This window comes from Stenotrophomonas sp. HMSC10F06 (assembly GCF_001807865.1).
Lineage (GTDB): Bacteria > Pseudomonadota > Gammaproteobacteria > Xanthomonadales > Xanthomonadaceae > Stenotrophomonas > Stenotrophomonas bentonitica_A.
Genome location: NZ_KV791288.1, coordinates 32,887 through 50,793, shown reverse-complemented (window position 1 = coordinate 50,793; position 17,907 = coordinate 32,887). Strand labels below are relative to the sequence as shown.

General features: G+C 67.2%; 16 protein-coding genes. 11 read left to right on the top strand and 5 right to left on the bottom strand.

Features of this window, described 5'->3' with window-relative positions:
- Positions 1 to 3 precede the first annotated feature (3 nt).
- The 7 genes from HMPREF3113_RS11850 to HMPREF3113_RS11820 all read left to right on the top strand — a co-directional run bounded on the left by HMPREF3113_RS11850 (position 4) and on the right by HMPREF3113_RS11820 (position 8,310).
- Entirely contained in the window at positions 4 to 1,287 is a 1,284-nt protein-coding gene (locus HMPREF3113_RS11850) for a TRAP transporter large permease (RefSeq protein ID WP_070472742.1), read from the top strand.
- Positions 1,260 to 2,417 carry a pectate lyase gene (gene pelA, locus HMPREF3113_RS11845; protein ID WP_070472737.1) on the top strand — a complete coding sequence of 386 codons (1,158 nt, stop codon included), beginning with the start codon at positions 1,260 to 1,262 and terminating at the stop codon, positions 2,415 to 2,417. The genes HMPREF3113_RS11850 and pelA overlap by 28 nt, the downstream gene beginning before the upstream one ends.
- Before the next feature lie 38 nt (positions 2,418 to 2,455).
- Positions 2,456 to 4,036, top strand: a complete 1,581-nt coding sequence (locus HMPREF3113_RS11840; RefSeq protein WP_070472734.1) for a family 43 glycosylhydrolase — start codon at positions 2,456 to 2,458, stop codon at positions 4,034 to 4,036.
- A gap of 43 nt (positions 4,037 to 4,079) precedes the next feature.
- On the top strand, positions 4,080 to 5,138 hold the full coding sequence (locus HMPREF3113_RS11835) for a LacI family DNA-binding transcriptional regulator (protein ID WP_046274231.1): 1,059 nt from the start codon (positions 4,080 to 4,082) through the stop codon (positions 5,136 to 5,138).
- A 219-nt stretch (positions 5,139 to 5,357) separates the two neighbouring features.
- The gene (gene kduI, locus HMPREF3113_RS11830; protein ID WP_070426314.1) at positions 5,358 to 6,206 is read left to right on the top strand and encodes a 5-dehydro-4-deoxy-D-glucuronate isomerase; all 849 of its coding nucleotides are present in this window, start codon (positions 5,358 to 5,360) and stop codon (positions 6,204 to 6,206) included.
- Positions 6,207 to 6,272: 66 nt separating this feature from the next.
- Complete coding sequence (kduD, locus tag HMPREF3113_RS11825; protein ID WP_019184096.1) at positions 6,273 to 7,028, top strand: 2-dehydro-3-deoxy-D-gluconate 5-dehydrogenase KduD; 756 nt, start codon at positions 6,273 to 6,275, stop codon at positions 7,026 to 7,028.
- A 178-nt stretch (positions 7,029 to 7,206) separates the two neighbouring features.
- Positions 7,207 to 8,310: a GDSL-type esterase/lipase family protein gene (locus HMPREF3113_RS11820; RefSeq protein WP_070472731.1), complete on the top strand. Its 1,104-nt coding sequence runs from the start codon at positions 7,207 to 7,209 to the stop codon at positions 8,308 to 8,310.
- 79 nt (positions 8,311 to 8,389) lie between these two features.
- On the opposite strand, the gene HMPREF3113_RS18400 is transcribed toward HMPREF3113_RS11820, so the two are convergent.
- On the bottom strand, positions 8,390 to 9,040 hold the full coding sequence (locus tag HMPREF3113_RS18400) for a DMP19 family protein (RefSeq protein WP_083298787.1): 651 nt from the start codon (positions 9,038 to 9,040) through the stop codon (positions 8,390 to 8,392).
- Positions 9,041 to 9,071: 31 nt separating this feature from the next.
- Positions 9,072 to 9,968: a phenylalanine 4-monooxygenase gene (gene phhA / locus HMPREF3113_RS11810; RefSeq protein WP_070472727.1), complete on the bottom strand. Its 897-nt coding sequence runs from the start codon at positions 9,966 to 9,968 to the stop codon at positions 9,072 to 9,074.
- A 127-nt stretch (positions 9,969 to 10,095) separates the two neighbouring features.
- On the opposite strand from phhA, the gene HMPREF3113_RS11805 reads away from it, so the two are divergent.
- The gene (locus tag HMPREF3113_RS11805; RefSeq protein ID WP_019184100.1) at positions 10,096 to 10,578 is read left to right on the top strand and encodes an Lrp/AsnC family transcriptional regulator; all 483 of its coding nucleotides are present in this window, start codon (positions 10,096 to 10,098) and stop codon (positions 10,576 to 10,578) included.
- 125 nt (positions 10,579 to 10,703) lie between these two features.
- Here the strand turns inward: HMPREF3113_RS11805 and HMPREF3113_RS11800 are convergent, their stop codons facing one another.
- The gene (locus HMPREF3113_RS11800) at positions 10,704 to 11,702 is read right to left on the bottom strand and encodes a patatin-like phospholipase family protein (protein ID WP_070472724.1); all 999 of its coding nucleotides are present in this window, start codon (positions 11,700 to 11,702) and stop codon (positions 10,704 to 10,706) included.
- Positions 11,703 to 11,942: 240 nt separating this feature from the next.
- Between HMPREF3113_RS11800 and HMPREF3113_RS11795 the strand changes: the two genes are divergently transcribed.
- The gene (locus HMPREF3113_RS11795) at positions 11,943 to 14,210 is read left to right on the top strand and encodes a TonB-dependent receptor (protein WP_070472721.1); all 2,268 of its coding nucleotides are present in this window, start codon (positions 11,943 to 11,945) and stop codon (positions 14,208 to 14,210) included.
- A 126-nt stretch (positions 14,211 to 14,336) separates the two neighbouring features.
- On the opposite strand, the gene HMPREF3113_RS11790 is transcribed toward HMPREF3113_RS11795, so the two are convergent.
- Positions 14,337 to 15,185 carry an acid phosphatase gene (locus tag HMPREF3113_RS11790; protein WP_070472718.1) on the bottom strand — a complete coding sequence of 283 codons (849 nt, stop codon included), beginning with the start codon at positions 15,183 to 15,185 and terminating at the stop codon, positions 14,337 to 14,339.
- A 127-nt stretch (positions 15,186 to 15,312) separates the two neighbouring features.
- Positions 15,313 to 16,098, bottom strand: coding sequence for an ABC transporter ATP-binding protein (locus HMPREF3113_RS11785; RefSeq protein ID WP_070472775.1), 786 nt, complete (start codon positions 16,096 to 16,098; stop codon positions 15,313 to 15,315).
- Between the two features lie 195 nt (positions 16,099 to 16,293).
- On the opposite strand from HMPREF3113_RS11785, the gene HMPREF3113_RS11780 reads away from it, so the two are divergent.
- Positions 16,294 to 17,496 (top strand): DesA family fatty acid desaturase, encoded by a 1,203-nt coding sequence (locus HMPREF3113_RS11780; RefSeq protein WP_070472714.1) that lies wholly within the window; start codon positions 16,294 to 16,296, stop codon positions 17,494 to 17,496.
- Positions 17,497 to 17,499: 3 nt separating this feature from the next.
- Positions 17,500 to 17,877 carry an EF-hand domain-containing protein gene (locus HMPREF3113_RS11775; protein WP_070472711.1) on the top strand — a complete coding sequence of 126 codons (378 nt, stop codon included), beginning with the start codon at positions 17,500 to 17,502 and terminating at the stop codon, positions 17,875 to 17,877.
- Positions 17,878 to 17,907 lie beyond the last annotated feature (30 nt).

The following is a 17,907-nucleotide window of genomic DNA, read 5'->3' as shown; positions in this document are numbered from 1 at the left end:
GTCATGGGTATCACCATTCTTTTCACCCTGTTCGCGGTGCTGTTGCTGCTCGGTGTGCCGGTCGCGTTCGCGCTCGCCGCCGCCGCCCTGGCTACCTTGTGGTACCTGGATCTGCCGACGCTGGTGCTGGTCCAGCAGATCTCGGCCGGTACCGGCTCGGCCTCGCTGATCGCCATTCCATTGTTCATCTTCGCCGGCGAAATCATGATGCGCGGCGGCATTTCCGAGCGCCTGATCTCACTGGCGTCTTCGCTGGTCGGGCGCATGCGCGGCGGCCTGGGCCAGGTGTCGATCCTGTCCTCGCTGTTCTTCGGCGGTGTATCCGGTTCGGCCATCGCCGATGTCTCGGCGGTCGGCGGCACGATGATTCCGCAGATGGTCAAGCGCGGCTATGACCGTGACTTCGCGGTCAACGTCAGCATCACTGCCGCGCTGGTCGCGCTGCTGGTGCCGCCCTCGCACAACCTGATCCTGTTCTCGGCCGCGGCCGGGGGTGGCCTGTCGATCGCCGATCTGTTCGCGGCCGGCATCGTGCCGGCGCTGCTGATGACCGTCGCCCTGATGATCACCGGCTACGTGGTCGCGCGCCGTCGCGGCTATGGCGTGGAAATCTTCCCCGGCTGGCGGGCGGTGCTGCTGCGGCTGGTCTCGGCCCTGCCCGGCCTGGGCCTGGTCGCGCTGATCTTCATCGGTATCCGCGCCGGCATCTTCACCGCGGTGGAAAGCGCGGCGATCGCCGTGGTCTACGCCCTGCTGGTGACCACGGTGCTGTATCGCCAGCTGGACTGGCGCGAGTTCCTCGGCACGGTCACCCATGCCGCGCGCAGTACCGGCGTGATCCTGTTCGTGATCGCGACCGCGGCGGTGTTCGGCTGGCTGCTGGCCTATCTGGAAGTGCCGTCGGCGGCGGTCAATTTCCTGCAGTCGTTCGCGCACAGCCAGTTCATGGTGCTGTTGATGATCGTGATCATGCTGTTGCTGCTGGGCACCTTCATGGATCTGGCGCCGATGATCCTGATCTGCACGCCGATCTTCCTGCCGGTGGCCAAGGCCTACGGCATCGATCCGATCCACTTCGGCCTGGTGCTGGTGCTGACCGGTGGCCTTGGCCTGGTGACGCCGCCGGTGGGCTCGGTGCTGTTCATCGGTACCGCGATCGGCAAGATCAGCGTGGGTGAGAGCATGCGCTCGATCTGGCCGTTCTGGTTCGCTGCCCTCGGCGTGCTGCTGATCGTCACCTTCTTCCCGGAAATGTCGCTGTGGCTGCCCGCCCTGCTGCGCGCGTAAGCGTGCGGCGGCTGGCTGCCCTGCTGTGGGTCGCCCTGCCCTGCGCCGCCATGGCGCAGGGCCAGGACATCGCGCTGCGAGGCTTCCAGGACGGCATCAACCATTGGCAGAGCGGCCACGGCACGGACTACCCGCGCTATCGGCCCGATCAGTACCGGCAGATCGCCGACAACCTGGTCGCGCTGCAGCGGCGCGGTGGTGGCTGGGCGGTCAACCAGGATCCCCAGCGGATCCTCGACGAGGCCGCCAGGGCCCAGGTATCGGCCGACCAGGCCACGCCCGGCGGCAGCTTCGACAACCGCAACATCTACACCCAGGTCAGCTACCTGGCCGAGGCCTTCGCGCGCAGCGGGGAGGCCCGCTATCGCGATGCGGCCGTGCGCGGCCTGGACTTCATCCTCGCCGAGCAGATTCCAACGTGTGGCGGCTGGCCGCACTCGGTGCCGTCGCGCACCTCCTACCATGGCCATATCACCTTCGCTGACGACGTCACCAGCGGTGTGCTGACCACGCTGCGGCGGGTGCAGCGCGAGCCGGTGTTCGGCTTCATCACGGCCGATCAGCGTGCCCGCGTGGAGGCGGCCGTGACCGCCGGCGATGCCTGCCTGCTGCGCCTGCAGGTGCGCCAGGACGGTGTGCCGACGATCTGGGCCGGCCAGTACGACCGCACCACCCTGCAGCCCGCGCAGGGCCGGAAGTTCGAACTGCCGGCGCTGGTCACCGACGAGAGTGTCGGCGTGGTCCGCTACCTGATGTCGATCCCGGATCCATCGCCGGAGGTGGTCGCCTCGGTCAACGCCGCCATGGCGTGGTTCCAGGCGCACGCGCTGACCGGCTGGCGGCTGGAGACCTTCCAGACCACGCCGGAACAGTTCCAGTTCCATCGCACCACGGTGGATCGCCGCCTGGTCGCCGATACGGATGCCCCACTGCTGTGGGGGCGCTTCCATGACCTGCGCGACAGTTCGGTGGTGCTGGCCAACCGGGAGGGCGAACGCGTGGCCACCTTCGATCAGATTCCGCGCGAGCGCCGCACCGGCTACCACTGGTACGGCACCTGGCCGCAGGCCCTGATCACCACCGAGTACCCACGCTGGCAACAGCGTCTTGCCGGGCCCGGGGCGCGCTGAGCGCGGCCGGCCCACGATACGTTCAAGGGAGAGAGACGATGCACTTGAGGAAGACCCTGGCGAGCTTCGCCACCGCCTGCCTGCTGCTGGCCGGCGCCGGACACGCCGCCGAGCCGGCCACCGCCTGGAAGCGCGGGATCGAGAACCAGCGCCAGGCCGACCTGGGCAACGGTACCTTCCTCAACCCGGTGTTCGCCGGCGACCGTCCGGACCCGTCCGTGCTCAAGGATGGCGACGACTATTACCTCACCCTGTCCTCGTTCGATGCCTACCCCGGCCTGCCGATCTGGCACTCGCGCGACCTGGTCAACTGGCAGCCGCTGGGCCATGCCATCACCAGGAACGTGGGGGCGATCTGGGCCCCGGACATCGTCAAGCACGGCAGCCGCTACTACATCTACTTCCCCGCCCGCACCGGGGAGACCCGCAGCAACTTCGTGGTCTGGGCCGACAACATCAAGGGCCCGTGGAGCGAGCCGATCGACATCGGCCTGGGCAGCTACATCGATCCCGGCCATGCGGTGGGCGAAGACGGCAAGCGCTACCTGTTCCTCAGCGGCGGCGACTATGTGCAGCTGGCCGACGACGGCCTGAGCGTGGTCGGCACGCCCAAGCACGTCTACGACGGCTGGAAGTACCCGGAAAGCTGGGACGTGGAGGCCTATGCGCAGGAAGGCCCGAAGATCAATTTCCGCGATGGCTGGTACTACATGACCACCGCCGTGGGCGGCACCGCTGGCCCGCCCACCGGCCACATGGTGATCACCGCGCGCTCGCGCTCGATCCACGGCCCGTGGGTGAACGCACCGAACAACCCGATCATGCGCACCCGGTCGGCCGCCGAGCCGTGGTGGTCGCGCGGCCACGCCACGGTGATCGAAGGCACCGACGGGCGCTGGTGGATGATGTATCACGGCTACGAGAACGGGTACTGGACGCTGGGCCGCCAGGCCCTGCTGGAGCCGATCGAATGGACCGCCGATGGCTGGTTCGTGGCCAAGGGCGGCGACCTCGGCCAGCCGCTGGCCATGCCTTCGGGCACATCGGTCGGCCAGCACGGCATGGCGTTGTCCGATGACTTCCGCGGCAAGACCCTCGGCGCACAGTGGTCGTTCTTCAACCCGGCCCAGGACGAGTACAAGCGCCTGGGCTTCACCGGCAAGGGCATGGTGCTGCAGGGCAAGGGCAGCACCCCGCGCGACAGCTCGCCGCTGACCGCCATCGCCGGCGACAAGGCCTACCAGTTCGAGGTCGAGATGGAGATTGCCCCGGGCGCAGTGGGCGGTGCCCTGCTCTTCTACAGCGACCGCCTGTACGTGGGCGTGGGCAGCAACGGCGAGAAGTTCATCATGCACCGCTACGGCGAGGAGCGCCCCACCCGGCTGGCCCCTAGCGCCACCGGTGGCACGCTGTGGCTGCGGGTGACCAACAACCGCCACATCGTGACCATCCACTCCAGCACCGATGGCAAAACCTGGCAGAAGTACCCGGTTCAGATGGAAGTCTCCGGCTACCATCACAATGTGGCGGGCAAGTTCCTGGCCTTGAAGCCGGCGATCTATGCTGCCGGTGACGGCAAGGTCCAGTTCCGGAACTTCCGCTACCGCGCCCTTGATTGAGCTCCCCGCTAGAATCCCCTGACTCATCCCCGGTTTGAACGACATGTCATTGCGCAGCAAAACCGATCCGTCGCCGCACGGATTGACCAAAGGCAAGGCCGCCACGATCAACGACATCGCGCGTCTGTCCGGGGTATCGAAGAAGACCGTTTCGCGGATCATCAACAACTCGCCGCTGGTGCGCAAGGACACGCGCGAGAAGGTCGAAGCGCTGATGCGCGAGGTCGGTTACACGCCGGACCCGCTGGCCCGGGGGCTGGCGTTCCGGCGCTCGTTTCTGATCGGCATGGTGTACGACAACCCGACCGCGCAGTACATCGTGGACATGCAGTACGGCGCGCTGGACGCGCTGCGCGGCTCCAGTTTCGAACTGGTCGTGCACCCCTGCGATTCGCGCAGCCCCGGCTACATCGAGGGGGTGCGCCGCTTCGTGCAGCAGCAGAAGCTGCACGGCGTGATCCTGGTGCCGCGAGCCTCCGAAGACCAGGCGCTGGTGGACATGCTCGATGAGATCGGCTGCCGCTTCACCCGGATCGCCTCGCTGCCGCTGGATGACACCTCGCAGATGGTGGTCACCCACGATCGCGACGGCGCGGCCGAAGCTGCCGATTACCTGCTTTCCCTGGGCCACCGCGACATCGCCCTGGTGACCGGCCCGAGCGCGTACCGCTCGGCGCACGAACGCACCGCCGGCTTCATCGATGCGCTGGCCAAGCGCGGCATCGAGCTGCCCCCCGCTCGCATCGTCGAGGCCGGCTACACCTTCGAATCCGGCGTGGCCGCGGCCGAAAAGCTGCTGCTGGGCAAGCAGCGCCCGACCGCCATCTTCACCGGCAACGATGAAATGGCCGCCGGTATCTACAAGGTCGCCCTGCGGGCGGGCATCAACATTCCGCGCCAGCTGTCGATCATCGGCTACGACGACAGCCCGCTGGCCTCGCGCCTGTGGCCGTCGCTGACCTCGGTGCGCCGCCACACGCGCGACACCGGCCGCACCGCCGCGGCCATGCTGATCCAGCCCGATGGCCAGGCGGTGATGCAGCACGCCAGCGTGCGCCCGCACCTGATCGTGCGCGACTCCTGCCAGCCGCCCGAGGATTGACGCGCGCCGCGATGGCAACGACGCGCGGTCATGATGAACGCGTCGCCGCGCGCCCGTGCCATCCGTTGCCGATCGCACGGCTTTTCTGACATGGACACCACGCCGGGCCCGCCCCGGTCTATCGTGCGCTGCAAAATGACACCGGTTTACCAAATCGCTACAATCACTTGAAATCGCGCCGGGGCCGACGCATCGCCCCACCCCTGCTCTGGAGACGCCATGTACTGCAAGACCCACTACGCCACCCATCCCGACGCCATCAAGGGCGCCAGCAATGACGACCTGCGCGAGCTGTATCTGCTCGACGGTCTGTTCAACGCCGATGCGGTGACCCTGAAGTACACCCATTACGAGCGCTTCGTGCTCGGCGGTGCGGCCCCGGTCAACGGCCCGGTCTCGCTGCCCAAGCAGACCGAGCCGGCCTCGGCTGCCGGCCACGCGTTCCTGGAGCGCCGCGAGCTGGGCGTGATCAACGTCGGCGCCGGCAGCGGCACCGTCACCGTAGACGGCACCGTGTTCACGCTGGGTCCGAAGGACGGCCTGTACGTGGCCATGGGCAGCACCGAGGTGGTGTTCGCTTCCGATGACGCGGCCAACCCGGCGCAGTTCTACCTGGCCTCGACCCCGGCGCATGCGCGCTTCGAGACCAAGGCGCTGTCGATCAAGGACGCCGTGGCACTGGACCGTGGCGCGCTGGAAACCAGCAACGAGCGCACCATCTACCAGTACATCGTGCCGGCCACCTGCCAGTCCTCGCAGCTGCTGCTGGGCCTGACCGTGCTCAAGCCGGGCAGCGTCTGGAACACGATGCCGCCGCACCTGCATGACCGCCGCAGCGAAGTCTATTTCTACTTCGACCTGGGCCAGAACGACCGCGTGTACCACTTCATGGGCGAGCCGGACGCGCAGCGCCACATCGTCATCCAGAACAACGAAGCCGTCGTCTCGCCGCCGTGGTCCATCCACATGGGCGCGGGCACCAGCAACTACGCCTTCATCTGGGCGATGGGCGGCGAGAACCTGGATTACACCGACATGCACGTGCTGGACATCTGCCAGCTGAAGTAACCCCGACACGCCGCCGGCATCGCGCTGGCGGCGTCTGTTATGCATTGGACAAGGACCACATACGCAATGGCTAATCCGTTCAGTCTGGAAGGCAAGGTCGCCCTCGTCACCGGTGGCAACACCGGCCTGGGCCAGGGCATCGCGGTCGCATTGGCGCAGGCCGGTGCCGACGTCGCCGTGGCCGGCATCGCGCCGCCCACCGAAACCATCGCCAAGATCACCGCCTTGGGTCGTCGCTGCCTGGCGATCGAAGCGAACCTGATCAGCATCGAGCCGGTCGAGCGCGTCATCCGCGAAACCATCGAAGGCCTGGGCGGCCTGGACATCCTGGTCAACAACGCCGGCCTGATCCGCCGCGCCGACGCGGTGGAGTTCAGCGAGCAGGACTGGGATGACGTGATGAACGTCAACATCAAGTCCGCGTTCTTCATCTCGCAGGCCGCCGGCAAGCATTTCATCGCCCAGGGCCGCGGCAAGATCATCAACATCGCCTCGATGCTGTCCTTCCAGGGCGGTATCCGCGTGCCGTCGTACACCGCGAGCAAGAGCGGCATCGCCGGCATCACCCGCCTGCTCGCCAACGAGTGGGCCAGCAAGGGCATCAACGTCAACGCGATCGCCCCGGGCTACATGGCCACCGACAACACCGCCGCACTGCGCGCCGATGAGGACCGCAACAAGTCCATCCTCGACCGCATCCCTGCAGCGCGCTGGGGCACCCCGGAAGACCTCGGCGGCACCGCCGTGTTCCTGGCCTCCAGCGCCTCGGACTACGTCAACGGCGCGGTCCTGCCGGTCGACGGTGGTTGGCTCGCCCGGTAACACCATCGCTATGCGCTGGCGCTCCCACGATCTGCGCTGCAGATCGTGGGCCCCGAGCAATCGTTGCATCCAGACCCCCACCGCTTCGCGGTCGCCCCCTGACTCAGGGGGCTTTCCACCAGATGCACGCCGGTAGTGCCGGCCGCTGGCCGGCAGCTCTCCATTCAGGAGCATGACCATGCTGCGTTTGCTGTTGTCCCTGTCATTCCTGCTCGCGGCCCCCAGCGCGCTGTGCGCCCCGCACCGCATCTTCATTGCCGGGGATTCCACCGCCGCCGAGTACGGCCCGGAGCGCGCGCCACAGGCCGGCTGGGGCCAGGCCTTGCAGAGCTATCTCGATCCCGCCGTGTGGGAGGTCCGCAACCATGCCAAGGGCGGCCGCAGCACGCGCAGCTTCATCGACGAAAAGCGCCTGGATGCGATCGCCGCCGAACTCCAACGTGGCGACGTGCTGCTGATCCAGTTCGGCCACAACGACGCCAAGTTCGAAGACCCCACCCGCTACACCGATCCCGCCGTTGCCTACCCGCGGTTCCTGATGCGCTACGTGCAGCTGGCCCGCGACAAGGGCGCAACGCCGGTGCTGATCACCCCGGTGGCGCGGCTGCTGTACGACTTCGGCTCGCTGCTGGATACGCATGGCGTGTACACCCAGGCCGTGAAAGCGCTGGCCAGCCGTGAGCAGGTCGCGCTGATCGACCTCAATGACAGCTCCACGCGCTGGATCCGCGGGCTGGGCGAGCAGGGTGCCAGGCCCTATTTCATGTTCGTACCCGAGCAGAACAAGGCCGACGGCACGCACTTCAGCGTGGCCGGTGCGACGGCGGTGGCGTGCCTGGTGATGCGGGACTGGGTGGCACTGCAGCCTGAACTCACGTCCGCGCTGAAGCGCGATATCGACTGCGAGGTGCGCAGTGCAGGGCGGGGTGGTGAGGCCACCAAACCCTCGCGCGTGGTCCACGAGCGTGACATCGCGGTGACCCAGCCCGGCCCGCATGGTGGAGCGGGGCCGACCACGGCGTACCCGTTTTTCGCCGAGGACACGGACCTCCCGTTCGTGCTGCGCAAGCGCGTGCTGCACAAAGGCGCGGGGATCGGCTTGCATCCCCAGCACAAGGACGAGATCTACTACATCGTCAGCGGGCAGGGCAGCTACGTACTGGATGGGAAGCAGTACGACGTGGCGGCGGGGGATGCGCTGCTGACGAAAACGGGCAGTTCGCATGCGCTGCAGCAGGTGGGCGAGGAGGATCTGGTGGTGCTGCTGGCGTACCCGCGGTGATCGAAACCCAGCCGAGCACGGGCTCGGCTCTACACGGGCTGCGTTGTGCTGTAGCGCCGGGCCTACGCTCGGCCTGGCCCTACAACGGCTCCGGGCCGAAGTGCTGCAGCCCCAGCCGCGCCAGGTCTTCCGGGCGCTCGAAATAGGCTTCGTCGAAGGCGTGCAGGGCGGCCTGCTCCTCATCGGTCATCGCGCCGTACAGGTCGGTCAGTTCCTTGATTTCCGGGTCGTCCTCCAGCCGGTCCAGCAAGCCACGCATCCCTGCCAGGATCGCGTGGGTCTGCACCGCACCCATTGCCTGCAGCGCGCGCAGCGCCAGCTGGCAGGTCGGGTCGCCCCAGTTGCACAGGAACTGCATGAAGCCCCCGTTGTTGATGTCCGCCTCCATGCGCCACAGCGCGACCAGCTGCTGGTTCTCATCGGACAGCGCATCCAGCGACCATCCGGCCGATTTCAGCCGCGCCAGGGCCGCCTCGTAGCGGTCGTCCCACACCTGGTTCGGCACATCGACTACGCCCTCCTTGCGCGCGGGAAGCAGTGCCGGCCAGTTCACGCCCAGCCCATCGGGCGTGAGCACCCACTGCGCGCGCTGCAGGGCATCGGCCTCGTGCAGCGCAGGTGCCCAACGTAAGGGTTGCCGGGTGCGCCGGCCATCGGCGAGGGCCAGCAGGACGAAGTCTTCGTCGAAATCGACGGTGGCCACGCGCAGGGAAGCGAAAACATCGGTCATGCGGGTCAGGATACCGGACCGGCCAGCGCGCTCACACGTCGCCGCCGTCTTCCCAGCCTTCGCCCGTACCCTTCTGGAATACGCGGTCGCCGTCCTGCACCTCACCGGCCGGCAGGTGTTCCTTGGCCTCCAAGGCGGCATAGATCGGGGTGAAGTCCGGCGCGGTGGCCTGCATCAACTGCTCGAAGCTGTCGATGACGAAGTAGGTCTTCTGGAAGGTGTCGATCCGGTAGCGGGTGCGCATGATCCGCTCCAGATCGAAACCGATCCGGTTCGGTGCGGCCGACTCCAGCGAGTACAGCGATTCGCCCTTGGACGACACGATGCCGGCGCCGTAGATGCGCAGGCCCTCATCGGTGTTGATCAGCCCGAATTCCACCGTGTACCAGTACAGGCGGGTGAGGTGCTGCAGCGCCTCCGGGCCGATGGCATGCGCCTTGACGCCGCCGCGGCCGTACGCGGCCATGTAGTCGGCGAACACCGGGTTCATCAGCAGCGGCACGTGCCCGAACAGGTCATGGAACATGTCCGGTTCGGCGATGTAGTCGATCTGGTCCGGGCGGCGGATCCACCAGGTGACCGGGAAACGGCGGTTGGCCAGGTGGTCGAAGAAATCCAGTTCCGGCAGCAGCCCCTCCACACCCACCAGGGTCCAGCCGGTGGCGGCGCCGAGCACCTCATTGAGCTGGTCGAAGCGCGGGATCATGTGCGCGCTCATGCCCATCTCATCCTGCGCATGCAGGAATTCCTTGCTGGCGCGGCCGACCAGCAATTCGCGCTGGCGCTGGAACAGGGTGCTCCAGGTCGCGTGGTCGTCGGCGGTGTAGCTGTCCCAGGGCTGTTCCACGATGGCAGTGGTATAGACCGGCACGTATCCCTTGTCGGTCTGCTGGTGTTCGACGCGGCGGGGGGCGGTGGCGGTTTCCATCGTGGTGGTCTCCTGGGAAGTCACCTGTCGATGCTAGGGCAGGGCGCGCGCAAGAGGTTTGCAAAGTTGCGCGGATATGGCCTGTTGGCGCAATATCATTGCGTCCACATCATGTTGCGGGGCAGCAATGACCGGAGATGCCCAGTTCGACCGCACGGATCTGCGCTTGCTGGCGGAAATCCAGCAACACGGTCGTGCCACCAACGCCGAGCTCGCCGCCCGGGTCAACCTGTCTCCGTCGGCCTGCCTGCGGCGGGTCCAGCGGCTGGAAAGCGAGGGCGTGATCGCCGGGTATGGCGCCCGCCTTGAGCCGCGTCAGATCGGCCTGGGCCTGCAGGCCTTCGTCCGCGTGCAGCTGGAAAAACACGACCAGCACGCCATCGGCGTGTTCGCCGACAGCGTCGTGGAATGGGATGAGGTGGTGGCCTGCCACGCGCTCACCGGCGACATGGACTACCTGCTGCACATCTATGTGCGCGACCTGGAGCACTTCTCCAGCTTCCTGCTCGACAAACTGCTCAATGCCGCCGGCGTGGCCGACGTCAATTCCAGCTTCGTGCTGCGCACGGTCAAGGAATTCCGCGCGCTGCCGTTGTCGCAGCTGGAATGACGCCGATCGCCCTCGCGATCGCACGGTAGAGCCGACCGTTGGTCGGCTGCCCCAACCCCATGGCCCCGCGGCAACGTCGCTCGAACGGCAGCCGACCAACGGTCGGCTCTACCGGTGGCGGAGTTTCAGCCCTCGCACTTTTCCTTGCGCCCCATCAGCCGGCCCACGCGCGAAGGCGCATCGCACTTGGGCTTGGGCGGCGGCGGGGCGAGCGCGGCGGCACGCGCCTTCTGCAGCTGCTGCACCTTGGCGCGGATCTGCGGCATCGCCGCCATCGCGGCCTTCTCGCCTTCCAGGATCGCGTTGTTGCGCTGGCCGAAATCGGCCGCGCCGATGTCCAGCACCTTGGGCCGGATGATCACGTCCGCGCGTGCCAGTTCCTGCTCGCCCAGGCGCTGGCCCATGATCGAGATCGACTGGTTGACGATGCCGAGCATGCCGGTCGGCGCCTTGCCGCTGGCCTTGCTGGAGATGTCCACGGCGATCACGATGTCCGCGCCGAGCTGGCGCGCCGCATCGACCGGCACCGGGCTGACCACGCCGCCGTCGATGTAGTTGTACTTGCCGATCTTCACCGGCTCGAACACGCCGGGGATGCTGCTGGAGGCGCGCACGGCCTGGCCGACATTGCCACGCACGAACACGGTGCGCTCGCCGGTTTCCAACTGGGTGGCGACCGCGGCGAACGGCTTGCTCAGCTTCTCGGCGGGGCGGTTGTCGACCTGGGCGTTGACGTAGTCCTGCAGCTTCTGGCCCTGGACCAGGCCACCGGAGAACAGGCGCACGTCGCGGATGCTGGCTTCATCCAGGGCCACCGCCTTGGACTGCATCTGGAACGCGTCCATGCCGCTGGCGTACAGGGCGCCGACCACGCTGCCGGCGCTGGTGCCCGACACGACCACCGGTTCGAAGCCGTTGGCCTCCAGCATCTTGATCACCCCGATATGGGCGAAGCCCTTGGCCGCGCCGCCGCCGAGCGCGATGCCGATCTTGACCGGCTTGGCCGGGGTTACCGGCACGGCCGCCGGCGGCGGGGTGGGGCGCACGGGATCACCGCCGCAACCGGCCAGCAGGCCGAGCAGGGCAACGGACAGCGTCAGGCGGGTACGGCGCAGTGAGGTCATCGGCGTGGCAACGTGAATGGGCATCGAGGCCCGCCAGCATACCGAAGCGCTGGCGGACCCGGCAGGGCGGCAGGGCAGGGCATTCAGGCGATGACCGGGGATGTCGGGACGCGATCGCCGTCACAACGCGCAGGCTCGGGAGCAGGTAATGAATAGGCGTTGTTTGCGGCTCTGTTGCTGTACTGCAACAATTGTCTGGTAGCGCCGGTCCACCACCCCTCCCAACACAGCCTAAACGCCATGTTCCCGAACCGCACTGCCCACGGCCGTTTCCCGTCCGTGCACCCGCTCGTTGTCGCGCTTGCCGCCCTGCTGCCATTGACGGCCGCAGCCCAGGATGCCCCCGCCACCAAGGATCCGGTCGCCCTCGATACGCTGCAGGTCACGGCGCAACGCCGCGTCGAAAACGCCAAGGACGTGCCGGTCTCGATCTCGGCCATCCAGGGTGAAAAGCTCGACGTGCTCGGTTCAGCCGGCGATGACATCCGCTTCCTGTCGGCGCGTGTGCCCAGCCTGAACATCGAATCGTCCTACGGCCGTGCCTTCCCGCGTTTCTACATCCGCGGCCTGGGCAACACCGATTTCGACCTCAATGCCTCGCAGCCGGTCTCGCTGGTGTATGACGATGTGGTGCAGGAAAGCCCGCTGCTGAAGGGCTTCCCGCTGTTCGACCTGGCCGGTGTGGAAGTGCTGCGTGGCCCGCAGGGCACGCTGTTCGGCCGTAATACCCCGGCCGGCGTGGTCAAGTTCGATTCGGCGCGTCCCTCGCAGGATGCCGACGGCTATATCAAGGTCGCCTACGGCAGCTACAACACCTGGAACACGCAGGGCGCCTACGGCGGCCCGCTGACCGACCGCTGGTCGGCACGCGTGTCCGCGCTGTACCAGCGCCGCGACGACTGGGTCACCAACACCCGCCAGGGCGCCCCGGCGCAGGGCTTCGAGGGGTATGACGAAGCCGCTGCCCGCGTGCAGTTCCTGTACGAAGGCGATGATGTCGAAGCGCTGTTCAACCTGCACAAGCGCAAGCTCAACGGCACCGCGCGCCTGTTCCGCGCCAACATCATCAAGCCGGGCACCAACCAGCTGGTCGAGAACTTCGACCGCGATGAAGTCTCCACCGATGGCCAGAACTTCTCCGACCTGGAAACCTGGGGCGGCAGCGCGCGCCTGAAGTGGGACCTGGGCCGCGTGACCCTGCACTCGATCACCGGTTACGAGACCGCCGAATCGCTGAACCACGGCGACATCGACGGCGGTTACGGTGCCAGCTTCCTGGGCGCCGGCAACTACGGTCCGGGCAACATCCCGTTCGCCTCCGAATCGGCCGATGGCCTGCCGCACCACCGCCAGTGGACCCAGGAATTCCGCGTGGAATCCAATGAGTGGGGCCGCTTCGACTGGCAGGCCGGCGTGTTCTACTTCGATGAAGATGTCACCATCGACAGCTTCAACTATGACTCGCTGACCCCGGGCAATCCGCAGACCGGTCACGCCGTGCAGCAGCAGCGCAACAAGGCGTGGGCCGCGTTCGCCTCCGGCGATTTCGACGTGACCGAGCGCTTCAAGCTGCGCGGTGGCGTGCGCTACACGCAGGACAAGAAGGACTTCAGCGCCAGCGTGCTTCAGGCCGTGCCGTTCGGCACCCCGGTCAGCGGCCCGTACATCGCCAGGACCGATGTCAACGACGTCAGCTGGGACCTGAGCGGCGTCTACCAGATCACTGACAACCTCAACGCGTATGCCCGTGTGGCCAAGGGCTTCCGCGCGCCGTCGATCCAGGGCCGCCTGGCCTTTGGTGGCGTCTCGCAGGCGGATTCGGAGAAGGTGATCTCCTACGAGGCCGGCATCAAGGCCGACCTGTTCGACCGCCGCGCACGCCTGGGCTTCAACGTGTTCCGCTACAACGTCGACGGCCAGCAGCTGATCGCCGTGGGTGGCAGCAACAACACCGCGACCCTGCTTAACGCGGACAAGACCATCGGCCAGGGCGCCGAGCTCGACTTCGAGGCCTACCTGACCGACCACGTCCTGCTGACCCTGGGCAGCAGCTACAACGACACCGAGATCAAGGACAAGGATCTGGCGGTGGCGATCTGTGGCGGCGGCTGCACCATCACCGACCCGACCACGGTCATCGATGGCGGCACCTACGCGCTGGTCAACGGCAATCCGCTGCCGCAGGCGCCGAAGTGGATCCACAACCTGACCCTGCGCGCCGGCTTCCCGGTCAACGATGCCAGCGAGTTCTATGTCTACACCGACTGGGCTTACCGCAGCGAAGTGAACTTCTTCCTGTACGAGTCCCCGGAGTTCCGCAGCCGCTCTTCGCTGGAAGGGGGCCTGCGCCTGGGCTACAACTGGGATTACGGCCAGTACGACGTGGCCGTGTACGGCCGCAACCTGACCGACCAGGTCCGCGTGGTCGGCGCGATCGACTTCAACAACCTGACCGGCTTCCTCAACGAGCCGCGCACGTTCGGCGTGGAGTTCACCGCGAAGTTCTGATGCACGTCATGCGGTAGGTGCCCACCGTGGGTGGGCACGCCCGTGAAAACGAAAACGGCGCGGAGAAATCCGCGCCGTTTTTTTTTGCCATGCGCGGTAGAGCCGACCGTTGGTCGGCTGCCCTGCTTACAACGCGCTCGCCGGCCGCACCTTCAACACCGCTTCTTCAGCCGCGCAATCCTGCGCCGAATGCAGCCCTGCCTTGCGTGCCGCAGCGATCTCCTTGCGTGCCGCCAGCAGGTCACTGTTGAACGCAGCGTTGTCATGCAGGCGTGCCACGGCGGCAGCGCCCATGAAGCGGCCTTCCAGGATGTCGCTCTGCCAATGCACGTTGCAGACTAGGCGGCTCTCGCCATAGTTGCGGCCGCGTGCCTGGATCGCGTCGGCGCGGTCCGGGGCGATCTCCGAGAGGATCAGGGCCCAGGCCCAACCGATCGAGGTATGGCCGGACGGATAAGAACCATTGCCGCGCAGGTCCTTCTCGTCTTCCGGCGAGCAGGTCGGCTCGTTGTTGACCATGAACGGCCGTGCGCGCTGGTAGTGCTTCTTCGCCGTGCGGGTGGCCGCGCTGGCATCGATCCGGCTGCGTTCCAACAGACGGTACAGGGCGGGCGTCTTGACCGCATCCACGTCGACATCGATCGCGCAGGAGAACTGGTTGGCACCGGCCGGGAAGGCGAGCTCGGCGTCACGGTGGGCCTGCTCGAAGCGTGGGCTGCCGCGCAGGGCACGGGCTTCACGGCTGACCTGCTCATCCAGCGCGAAGCCGGCCGAGCCGGCCGCCGGCGGTGCCGGTACCAGTGCCAGGCTGTCCGGCACGGCGCTGCCCTGCAGGTAGCCGACCGCCTTGGTGGTGACCGACGCTTCCACCGCCGTGGTGCGCGGTGCCGCCGTTGACGAACAGCCGGCAAGGGCGGCGAGCAGGGCAGTCACCAGCATCGGGCGGACGGCAGCGGAGCGCAGGAACGACGACATCGGCAGGTCTCGAAGAGGGGAGCCGCATGATCGCAGCTTCATCCGGCCACGGGAGCGGCCGGGCGGCATCCGGCCAGATCCGGCATGGCCGTGCCGCAGTGGGGGGCCGCGGGGCCCCCTTTCGCGTTCACCCCGCGAACGCGCTCAACCGGCCGGCCTGTTCCACCACGCGGATCGGGCCGCCGAACAGCTCGGACAACGGTCCATCCCGCAGCAGTTCCGCGCGCGACCCATCGGCGAGGATCTTGCCACCGCGCAGCATCACCACCCGCTCGATCTCGGGAATGATCTCCTCGATGTGGTGGGTCACCAGCACCAGCGTGATGCCCTGGCGGGCGAGATCGCGCATGGTGGCGATCAGCTGCTCGCGGGCGATCAGGTCCAGCCCGGTGGAGGGCTCATCCAGCAGCAGGGCCTGCGGCCGGTTCACCAGCGCCCGGGCGATCAGCACGCGCCGGGTCTCGCCGGCCGACAGCTCGGCATAGCCACGCTGCAGCAGGGGCAGGGCGCCGGTCATGGCCAGGGTTTCACGCGCGCGTTCGCGCATCCCCGGGGTCACTTCGCGGAAGGCCGGCACCACGAAGCTGGCGAAGAAGCCGGTCAGCACCGCCTCTTCCACGGTCAGCCCGGGCATGTCCGATAGGTTGCTGCTCAGGTCGCCGGTGACGATGCCCAGCTGCGAGCGCAGCCGGTCCACCTGCCAGCGGTTCTGGCCGAGCACGCGCACCGCCACCGTGCCATCGCCATGCGCCAGCGGGTACAGCTCGCGGGTGATGAGCTTGATGAAGGACGACTTGCCGCAGCCATTGGGGCCCAGCAGGGCGGTGTGCTGGCCCTGTTCGATGCGTAGGCTGAGATCGTGCAGGACCCGGACCTGGCCGCGGATGACACAGGCGCGGTCGAGCTCGATCAGGGGGACGGAGGAGGCCGGCACCACCGGCGAGGCTGCGACTGTCATGAATGCGGGGGCATGCTCACGAAGGTAAGGGAGGAACTGAATGACTGCGCAAAAATGGCATCGAAGGGATGAAGTTTGCAACGTCAGGCCCCATCATGTCCGAAGGTGTACCCGTTTCCTTGCTGGCCGACTGCGGCCCGGAGTTCTGCGATGCTCGATACGCTCCTCAACTTCCTGACCGGCGGCGTCGTCGGCCTTGGCTGGTGGGGCATGGCGCTGGTGCTGCTGGTATTCACGCAGCTCACCATCTTCGCCGTGACCCTGTATCTGCATCGCAGCCAGGCGCACCGGGGGGTGGATTTCCATCCGGTCATCGCGCACTTCTTCCGGTTCTGGACCTGGCTGACCACCTCCATGATCACCAAGGAGTGGGTGGCGATCCATCGCAAGCACCACGCCAAGGTGGAAACCGATGAAGACCCGCACAGCCCGGTGACCAAGGGCATCGGCATGGTGTTCTGGCGCGGCGTGGAGCTGTACCGCGAGGCCCGCGCAATGCGTGCGGACATCGAGCAGTACGGCCGCGGCGCCCCGGATGACTGGATCGAGCGCCACCTGTACACCCCGCACGCCAATCTCGGCCCGGTCGCGCTGCTGGTCATCAACAGCGTGCTGTTCGGCCTGCCCGGCGTGGCCCTGTGGGCGATCCAGATGGCCTGGATCCCGTTCTGGGCCGCCGGCGTCATCAACGGCCTGGGCCACTGGTGGGGCTACCGCAACTTCGAATCGGCCGATACCTCCACCAACCTGACCCCGTGGGCGTTCTGGGTGGGTGGCGAAGAGCTGCACAACAACCATCACGCCTTCCCCAGTTCGGCGCGCTTCTCCATGCGCCGCTGGGAGTTCGACATCGGCTGGGCGGTGATCCGCGGCCTGCAGGCGGTACGCCTGGCCAAGGTGCTGCGCGTAGCACCGAGCATGGACGTGCGCCCGAACATCGCCGTGCCGGATGCGGAAACCCTCAAAGCCCTGCTGTCGCACCGCTTCCAGGCGATGACCGATTACCAGCGCAACGTGTTCGTGCCGGCCCTGCGCGAAGAGGCCGCGATGGCTGGCGCCAAGCTTCGCAAGCTGCTGCCGCGCCGCATGCGCCGTGGCCTGGTCAACGACGGCCGCTGGCTCAAGCCGGATTGCCGCGCCCAGCTCAGCACGTGGGTCGAACAGCGCCCGCGCATCCGCGTGCTCGTTGAACACCGTGCGCGTCTGGCGGCCCTGCTGGAAGCACGTGGCAATGACGCCGCCGAACGCTTGAAGCTGCTGCAGGCGTGGTGCCATGAAGCGGAAGCCAGTGGCATCGCCGCGCTGCAGAACTACGCCGCGCGCCTGAAGGGCTACGCACTGACGGCGCACTGATCGATGCGCTTCCCGACCGGGAACGTCTCCGCAAAACGCCGCCTTGTGCGGCGTTTTGCGTGTCTGGGCCTGGCCGTTGGCGTGCTGGGTGCGACGGCACAGGCGCAGGTCACGGATACGGGCAGTTACCTGCAGCGCATGGACACCGACGGCGACGGCCGGGTCAGCGTGGAGGAATACGTGCAGTGGCTGCTGTACGCCTTCGATCGCATGGACCGCAACGGCGATGGCGTGCTCAGCGCCGATGAGCTGCCCGGTGGCAAAGGCCCGCCGATCACGCGGGAGCAGCGGCGGCAGACGCTGATCCAGCGGTTCCACAAACAGGATGCCAATGGCGACGGGTATTTGAGTGCGCGCGAGTTGGCTGCGCCGCCGCGCTGAGCGTCACTCGGACCGTAGCGGGGCAGTCCG

What these genes read in the sequence shown, in the direction of transcription:
- HMPREF3113_RS11850 (WP_070472742.1), top strand. Translation starts at nt 4, where the DNA reads ATGGGTATCACCATTCTTTTCACCCTGTTCGCGGTGCTGTTGCTGCTC.
- kduD (WP_019184096.1), top strand. Translation starts at nt 6,273, where the DNA reads ATGGCTAATCCGTTCAGTCTGGAAGGCAAGGTCGCCCTCGTCACCGGT.
- HMPREF3113_RS11790 (WP_070472718.1), bottom strand. Translation starts at nt 15,185, where the DNA reads ATGTCGTCGTTCCTGCGCTCCGCTGCCGTCCGCCCGATGCTGGTGACT.
- HMPREF3113_RS11805 (WP_019184100.1), top strand. Translation starts at nt 10,096, where the DNA reads ATGACCGGAGATGCCCAGTTCGACCGCACGGATCTGCGCTTGCTGGCG.
- HMPREF3113_RS11835 (WP_046274231.1), top strand. Translation starts at nt 4,080, where the DNA reads ATGTCATTGCGCAGCAAAACCGATCCGTCGCCGCACGGATTGACCAAA.
- HMPREF3113_RS11780 (WP_070472714.1), top strand. Translation starts at nt 16,294, where the DNA reads ATGCTCGATACGCTCCTCAACTTCCTGACCGGCGGCGTCGTCGGCCTT.
- HMPREF3113_RS11800 (WP_070472724.1), bottom strand. Translation starts at nt 11,702, where the DNA reads ATGACCTCACTGCGCCGTACCCGCCTGACGCTGTCCGTTGCCCTGCTC.
- HMPREF3113_RS11820 (WP_070472731.1), top strand. Translation starts at nt 7,207, where the DNA reads ATGCTGCGTTTGCTGTTGTCCCTGTCATTCCTGCTCGCGGCCCCCAGC.
- HMPREF3113_RS18400 (WP_083298787.1), bottom strand. Translation starts at nt 9,040, where the DNA reads ATGACCGATGTTTTCGCTTCCCTGCGCGTGGCCACCGTCGATTTCGAC.
- phhA (WP_070472727.1), bottom strand. Translation starts at nt 9,968, where the DNA reads ATGGAAACCGCCACCGCCCCCCGCCGCGTCGAACACCAGCAGACCGAC.
- kduI (WP_070426314.1), top strand. Translation starts at nt 5,358, where the DNA reads ATGTACTGCAAGACCCACTACGCCACCCATCCCGACGCCATCAAGGGC.
- HMPREF3113_RS11795 (WP_070472721.1), top strand. Translation starts at nt 11,943, where the DNA reads ATGTTCCCGAACCGCACTGCCCACGGCCGTTTCCCGTCCGTGCACCCG.
- HMPREF3113_RS11775 (WP_070472711.1), top strand. Translation starts at nt 17,500, where the DNA reads ATGCGCTTCCCGACCGGGAACGTCTCCGCAAAACGCCGCCTTGTGCGG.
- HMPREF3113_RS11840 (WP_070472734.1), top strand. Translation starts at nt 2,456, where the DNA reads ATGCACTTGAGGAAGACCCTGGCGAGCTTCGCCACCGCCTGCCTGCTG.